The 7,230-nt window shown below is 34.7% G+C and carries 6 protein-coding genes; all 6 read left to right on the top strand.

Annotated elements, in window-relative coordinates; translation table 11 throughout:
• Window positions 1-295 precede the first annotated feature (295 nt).
• Window positions 296-1,402 (top strand): conjugal transfer protein, encoded by a 1,107-nt coding sequence (locus V7183_RS19870; protein WP_335360587.1) that lies wholly within the window; start codon window positions 296-298, stop codon window positions 1,400-1,402.
• 2 nt (window positions 1,403-1,404) lie between these two features.
• Entirely contained in the window at window positions 1,405-1,695 is a 291-nt protein-coding gene (locus tag V7183_RS19865) for a hypothetical protein (RefSeq protein WP_335360586.1), read from the top strand.
• 42 nt (window positions 1,696-1,737) lie between these two features.
• Window positions 1,738-2,142: a TcpE family conjugal transfer membrane protein gene (locus V7183_RS19860; protein ID WP_335360585.1), complete on the top strand. Its 405-nt coding sequence runs from the start codon at window positions 1,738-1,740 to the stop codon at window positions 2,140-2,142.
• Window positions 2,143-2,201: 59 nt separating this feature from the next.
• Window positions 2,202-4,742 carry an ATP-binding protein gene (locus V7183_RS19855; RefSeq protein WP_335360584.1) on the top strand — a complete coding sequence of 847 codons (2,541 nt, stop codon included), beginning with the start codon at window positions 2,202-2,204 and terminating at the stop codon, window positions 4,740-4,742.
• A gap of 1 nt (window position 4,743) precedes the next feature.
• A complete protein-coding gene (locus V7183_RS19850; protein ID WP_335360583.1) occupies window positions 4,744-5,226 on the top strand; it encodes a hypothetical protein in 483 nt (160 codons plus the stop codon).
• Between the two features lie 33 nt (window positions 5,227-5,259).
• The coding region (locus V7183_RS19845) for a CD3337/EF1877 family mobilome membrane protein (protein ID WP_335360582.1) at window positions 5,260-7,230 on the top strand (1,971 nt) is incomplete at its 3' end.

The following is a 7,230-nucleotide window of genomic DNA, read 5'->3' as shown; positions in this document are numbered from 1 at the left end:
ATATTTTAAAGATATATATTATATTAGATTTTAATATTAGAGTAATACTTATTATAGAGTATAGTTCCTGTGTATAAACCAATTTCATTTTAATGGAATTGGTTTTTTTATGTAGTAAACACTTGCTGCGTCCTTGGTTTTACTGAATCACCATAACTTTGATAAAAATATAAATTTTTTTTATATTCTCTTAGATTTCCGGAAAAAGTAAATCATACTTAAAGTAGATAGTTCATTTATGGTATCTACCATAAGATTTATAGTTTTCTACTCATCTAAAAAGAGAGGTGAAATCATGGTAAAAAAGAAACAACAAAAGAATTCCGAAAAGAAAAAATTCACATTTTTTAAAAAAGCAAAAAGTAAAACAACCGAAATATTAGATATGCAACAAGAAAACTCAGAAGCCCTTAAAGAAAAGAAAGTACGAAAAACAAGGGGAAAAGTACCGACGATTACAGGCAAGAAAATTGGTAAAGTTTCATTTTGGTCTGTAATGGGATTCATGTTTTTGGGAAGTTCACTTTCTTATATCCAACTTGCAGGTCCTCCTAAAGCTGCAGCTGTTCAAGAAAAAACAGAAGAACCACTACAAATTAAAATGTCAGAAGCAGAATTAATTGCATATGCTAACAGTTTTGCAACTGACTATTTTAACTGGAAAGTTGAAATGAATGTAGCAGAAGCGCGAAAAAAACGGTTAGAAAAATATCTCGTTGAAGGATCTGATGAACAGGGTGGATTAAATAAAGATACTCTAAAAAACGCAAATAGTACATTGATTAAATCGGAAGCAATAGAAGTTCGTCAGAAAGGAAATGAGGGTGAGGTTACGTTAAAAATTACTCAGAAATTGGAACCGGTTAATAATCCTGCTCCTGGAACAGTTCAAGTTCCTGATACGCCAAAGGAACCTAAAGAGGTTACACGTTACTTTTCAGTCCCAATTTTAATGGAGAAAGGAAAAATGGTAGTTCCTAATAATCCTACAATTGTCCATGGTGAGAAAGCTAAAGCTGCATATAAGGTAGCTACTTTTAAACCAGAAGGGCAACAAATTAATGACGATGCAGAAGTTAAGAAAGTAGAACAATTTTTACATTCTGTTTTTAAAGTTTATACAGAAGGAACACCCGAAGAAATTGCATATTACTTTGAAAAGAGTAATATATCTAGCGGATTGAAGGGCATAATGACCTTTAGTAAATTAGAAAACATTCGTATTTATGAAAATAAAGATAAAAGCTATAAAGTCCTAGTAGATGTCAGATTAAAAGATAATGAAAGCAACTTGGAGTACACATACACATATGACTTAATTCTAGTAAATAAAGAGAACAAGTTTTCAATTAGCTCTATGAAGCAATTTGAAAATAAATTAGAGAAAGTGGAGGGTAAATAATTATGGAGCTTTTGGGATTAGATGTAGTGTCGCAGCATTTGCCTGCTTTCACAGATGCAGCAGTTCTAGGTAATATTAATTTCGGAGTAAATATTAAAAACTGGTTAGTAGCACAGTTAGGTCCAATCTTTTTAGTTGTAGCACTTATTGGAGTTATTGTTCTAGCAGTTAAACGACAAATGGCAGGATTACTTGGTTGGATATTTGTTTGTGCACTTTTGTCCGTATTTGTATTTTCTCCAGATGTTTTCAAAGATCTTGGTACAAAATTATATGACTTAGTATTCAAGTGATAATTTAAAAAATCTCAGAAAATATTAAAGGGGTTGGTATAAATGACTCAAAAACCGACTCGTAAAGAAGTTAGGACATACAACTCAATATGGGATATTCCTAAGAGTTTATATGGGATTAGGGACTTAACACTCCCTTTCCCAGTTCCTTATAGACAGCTGGGCTTCTTTGTTGGATCCATAATTTTGATTTTTATTCTAGATCAAATTATACCCTTAGGAAATAACATTTTCTTAAAATATCTTATACTACCTGGTGGGATTGCATACTTCTTTGGAAATGTAGAATTGGATGGAAAAAGCCCACATAAATTTTTATTTCGATTTTTCGTTTTTATGTTTGAAAGTAAAAAGATTAGTCGTTATAAAGATACAACTGGTAATATTGGAAGCTATCAATATAAAACCTTAATAAGATTCAAGGATGATTCAATTAAGAAAAAGTAAATAATTTATCTATATAGAAGAATTATTTTAGTCTCGTATTCTTCTCTAAGGAGGTACAAATGAATCAGGTTGAATTTCCAGTCAAATATTTTCATGATAATTTGATTTTTAACCAAGATGGTTCTTGCTGGGCGTATTATGAGGCATACGGAATTCCTTATGAATTTCGAGGAGATGATGATAAGAATACCTTGTTTATGCGCCAACTAGGTTTATTTTGGAATTATGATGAAGAAAAGCATCTCTTGATGATTCCTGTTTATCAGAATTTCCAAGAAAAAGCCGATGAATTTAAAGAGACAGTTAGCGGGGATTTAAAAGACCTTGCAATTGATCATACTGACGATGTCGTACATGAGCTGGAACGAAAATTTGGAAAGAATGCAGTAGAGTACCGTTACTTTATCGGTGTGAAATTAAAAGTAAGACACGTACAAGAAGGATTCAAACAAATGCTTTACACTGCGTTTAACACTTTTAAAAATACTGCAGAACAGTTTGGACTACTTGGTGACACCAAAATACTAAAAACTGATTTAGAGATGTTTAAAAGGGAAGCTAGTGCTTTTAGAAACAAAATAAGAAAGCATCTTGGTGTTAGGAGCTTAGAAACTAATGAAACACAATGGATAGTATTAAGAAATTTCTATCGTACATTAGAGGCGCCAGTTACTGCCGGATGGACACCTCCAGTAATGGATGACGACTCTGCTATAATACCAAATCAAGAAAGCTTATTACGTTTATCTGAAGCAGAGTTTGATGTTAAAGGAAGACATATTGAAATGTCTCAGATAGGTACTGATGGATTAGAATATCCAGCATATATGAGTTTTTTATCGGCATCAAAAATTCCATATACAATGGAGTTTCCAGACCAAGAGTGGATGTATATGATTCAAAATATAGATTTTCCAATTGAATTAAGTGTTCGCACAGAAAACATAAATCATCGTAAAGCTTTATCCAAATTAAATAAAAAGAAAAAGGATTTAGAAGACCAAGAAATGCATGCTAGGGAAAACGCACAGACTGTCGGATTAAACGTATATGAAGGTGTTCAAGAAGCTACGGAGCTACAAGCACTTATACAAAAAACACGTATGCCATTAGTGAAAACATCTGTTTCATTTTGCATCTGCGCTGATGATTTAGATACCATGCGTCGGAATACGAATGCGCTCATTTCAATTTATAGGGAGATGATGATTGAATTAGTAAGGCCTTATGGTGATCAATTCTTATTATTTAATGAACATATTCCTGGTTCTAGAAGATTGGTAAACGATTATGTACACTTTATGGAACCAGGAGTACTTGCAGCAGGCATGTTTGGTGCGACGCAAGATTTAGGAGATAACATAGGTTTCTATATTGGAACAACTGGAATTCTAAACAAAGCAGTCTATATGACCCCTTCTCTTGCAGCAACGAATACTGTAGCAAATCAAAAAACAAGTGCACTTTCAGTTGCGGTAACGGGAAGTACTGGATCTGGTAAATCATTTGGTACTAACTTAATTGTTTATCTTGCTGTACTTGGAGGGGCTCAAACACTAATAGTCGACCCAAAAGGTGAGCGGGGGAACTGGACAGAAGATTTACACGGTTTAGAAGGAAAAGTAAATGTCATTACACTGGGGACTGATAAACGAGATGAAGGGAAACTGGACCCATTTATCATTCACAAACATAGTCGGAAAGATGCAATAGAGTTAGCGATGACGATTCTTACTTTCCTTACAGGAATTAAGCCTGATAACTCAGAAAAGTTCCCACGCTTAGCTTCAGCAGTAGAATTTGTTGCAGGGATGGAAGAACCGTGTTTGACAGCTGTATCTCAATATCTTGAAGATAGTGAGGATAAAGTGGACCAACAATTAGCTGCTCATATTCAAGCATTTGAAAATTTATCATTTGCACACTTAATATTTGGTGATGGAACAAATAGAGATATTGAACTTGATACCTCGGTAAATATCATACAAATTCAGCATCTTGACATGCCGGATATTGGTAAAGACCCTAAAGATTACACGTTACAAGAGAACTTATCAGTTAGTATGTTGATGTCTTTATCTTCCTTTGCCAGAAAATTCTTTCAAAAGGACCCTACTAAATTCAAAATTGTTTTACTGGATGAGGCATGGGCGATTATGGGAACGTCTCAAGGAAGGGAATTGGCTCGTAAGCTAGTTCGTGAAGGGCGTGCCTTAAACTCTGCAGTTTACTTTGCTACCCAAAGTGCGAGTGACCTTGGAGATGAAACATTTAAAAATAATATTGGTATGAAGTTCTCATTCCGTAATACAGACAGTAAAGAAATTTCTTCAATCTTAGACTTTTTCTCCTTACCTGACAATGAAGAGAACCATGCGATTATTACAAATCTAGAGACGGGTCAATGTTTATTCCAGGACATCCAAGGAAGAACTGGTGTTGTCACAATGGATGTAGTTTTCAAGGATCTCTACGATGCATTTGATACAAGACCAAATGCAAGAAAGAACTATAGAAAGTCTAAAGAGGATGAAAAGCAGGAAGTTAATGCAACCTTTGTCGAAGAAGGGGGAGAAAAAATAAATGTAGGAGTGAGTTAACATGGTAAAAACTAAACTTAAAAAATTAATGCTTACTGGTCTATGTGCTGGCGCTCTTATTTTGAGCGCAGCATGTGGAAATAGTGAAAAAAATGTAGGGGAAGAAAAAGATAAGCAGGGTCACACTCCAAGAGAAATGATGCTGGATTTTGTAAAGGCCGACTTACAACATGATAATAAGACAATACGAAAACTTATTGTTGATGGAGATAAGAATAAAATACTAGATCCGAATCAAGGGCCACAAAATAATTTATCTTACAAAGATTATACCGTTAAAGAGTATGTTGTAGACAAAGATACCATCATGTATAACTTTATCTCGAAAACCCCCCCTAAAAACATAGATAAGGCAGTCAAATGGGTGAGAGTAGTTCGTACTGATGATGGTTTTAAAGTACGTAGTTATGCTGCTCCTAACAGAAACGAAATTGATGAAGTAGCGAATACTAAACCGACAAGTGAGTTTAGTTCAAAAGATTAAGAGGTTTCCCATTAAAAGGGGGAGTAACATGAAATGAAAAAGTTTATTACCCTGTTGTTATTGGTTTTTACATTTTTCTTAGCATTTAACTTACTTTTTAAAGCTGCCCCAGTTTATGCAGAAGAAGAACCCAGACCTTCTCTTTTAGACGATATTATCCCTAAGAGCAAGGAAAAACTAAAATATGAGGAATACCCTCCAAGTAGTTATGGGATTGATATTTACACACCAGAAGGTGGATTTGGTGAATCCCTTAAGTTTTGGAAATGGGGAGATAAAGTAAAAGAACAAATGGTCGCTGTATTATTTAGTCTTATAAGTATTGGATGGACCATTAATCTTGGAATTAGTACTTTCGTCACAAGTATGGTCGGCCAATCTATGAGTCTCAATATTGTGGCTGATGTAGGAGATAAATTAGGCGATGTTATTTCTAAAGCAGCAGGATTTAATGGTTCTTGGGGTTCAGGTGGTATTTATAGTGAGCTAATAGGCCTTATGTTAGCTTTATTAGCTTGTTGGGTAATATGGGTAGGATTTGTACAAAGACGTCAATCAGAAATGTTAGGTGGATTATTAAAAGCACTAGGAATTCTAGTTTTCACATTAGGTTTTTTTGCAAACTCAAGTTTTATCATTAAAGGACTAAACAATTTTTCTGAACAAACAAATAAGACAGTATTAGATGCTACTCAGGGCATTGCTGGAACTAAAGAAGGCTACTCAAGCGGAGTTGATTCCATTACCGATTTAACCCATACTTTATTAATTAAACAACCTTATACCTTATTACAATTTGGAACGACGGATATGAAAAAAATCGGTGCTGAAAGAATAAAAAAAATGCTAACTACTACTAAAGCAGAGGAAAGACAGGATCTATTAAAAGAGGAAGTAGAGCAAAAGAAAAATACGATATTAACCATAGATGCTACTTTTGAGCGCGGGGCTCTAGTATTACTACTTTTCTTAATCAATGCACCATTATGGGTTGTCTTATGCTTATGTAGTATGGCGATGCTATTCTATCAATTGATGTTCATTATTGTGGCTTTAATGTCACCAGTAATGTTATTGATGGCTTTAGTACCAGCGTGGACTGGGACAGCGAAGAAATTCTTGGCTGAACTGTTTAGAACATTACTTATGAAAGTTGCGATTGGTTTCCTATTAACTTTAATGTTTTGGGTTTCATCAATCCTATATAGCGCAACCGATAAATATGGATATCTAGTAGTAGCCGCATTACAAATTCTTTCGTTTTTAGGAGTTTGGTTATACCGCAAAACAATCTTTGATGCAATTACTACAGTACCAGCCAGTGCAGGAGCAGCACGTGCATCAGATGCAATGAGTAATATTAGGCAAAAATATCGAGATGTTAGACGTGGATCTAAGACTGTTGGAAGAAGTGTGGCAGTAGCCACTGCTGGTACAGCTGCCGGTGCTGCTGTGGCTGGGAAAATAGGTAAGTCAGGATATGGTAAATTTAAACAGCTGAAAGAAAACTATGCAGACAGAAAAGAAAAAGCAGCAGAAGGTAAACGTAAGGAAAAAGAGCAAATGCAAGCAGAAAAAGAACAGAATATTAATCAATTAAGAAAAGATGAAAATTTAGGTGTTCGCGATAAGAAAGGTAATAAAGAGCAAGAAAAAGTTAAGGATGAAGTAGCCGCTGCTAAAGAAGAGCCAGAATTAGCAGTAAGAGGAAAGCATCAAGATAATAATCCAGAAATACAACAAGCAGAACTAAAAGATAAGGAAGAAGATGTAAAGGCAGATGTTAAACCAGTTGCGCAATCAAGTGAGGACTTGGATAAAAAAGAAAAAGATCTAAAGACGGAAACTAAACCAGTAGCATCAATTACAACACCAACGGGTCAGACAAAATCAGTGGATGCTATGCAAAATTCAACACCAAATACAGAATTACCAAAAACACAATCGAAGCCAATTGAAAGCAAACCAATTACAACACCACAGGTAGAATCAACACCAGTTCAA

Origin of the sequence: Bacillus sp. JJ1127, assembly GCF_036965845.1 — a bacterium.
Classification (GTDB): domain Bacteria; phylum Bacillota; class Bacilli; order Bacillales; family Bacillaceae_G; genus Bacillus_A.
The sequence above is the reverse complement of the archived record's forward strand: the minus strand, read 5'-3'. Positions and strand labels throughout refer to the sequence as shown.

Coding starts and splice junctions, on each gene's coding strand:
- V7183_RS19870 (WP_335360587.1), top strand. CDS start 296: ATGGTAAAAAAGAAACAACAAAAGAATTCCGAAAAGAAAAAATTCACA.
- V7183_RS19865 (WP_335360586.1), top strand. CDS start 1,405: ATGGAGCTTTTGGGATTAGATGTAGTGTCGCAGCATTTGCCTGCTTTC.
- V7183_RS19860 (WP_335360585.1), top strand. CDS start 1,738: ATGACTCAAAAACCGACTCGTAAAGAAGTTAGGACATACAACTCAATA.
- V7183_RS19855 (WP_335360584.1), top strand. CDS start 2,202: ATGAATCAGGTTGAATTTCCAGTCAAATATTTTCATGATAATTTGATT.
- V7183_RS19850 (WP_335360583.1), top strand. CDS start 4,744: ATGGTAAAAACTAAACTTAAAAAATTAATGCTTACTGGTCTATGTGCT.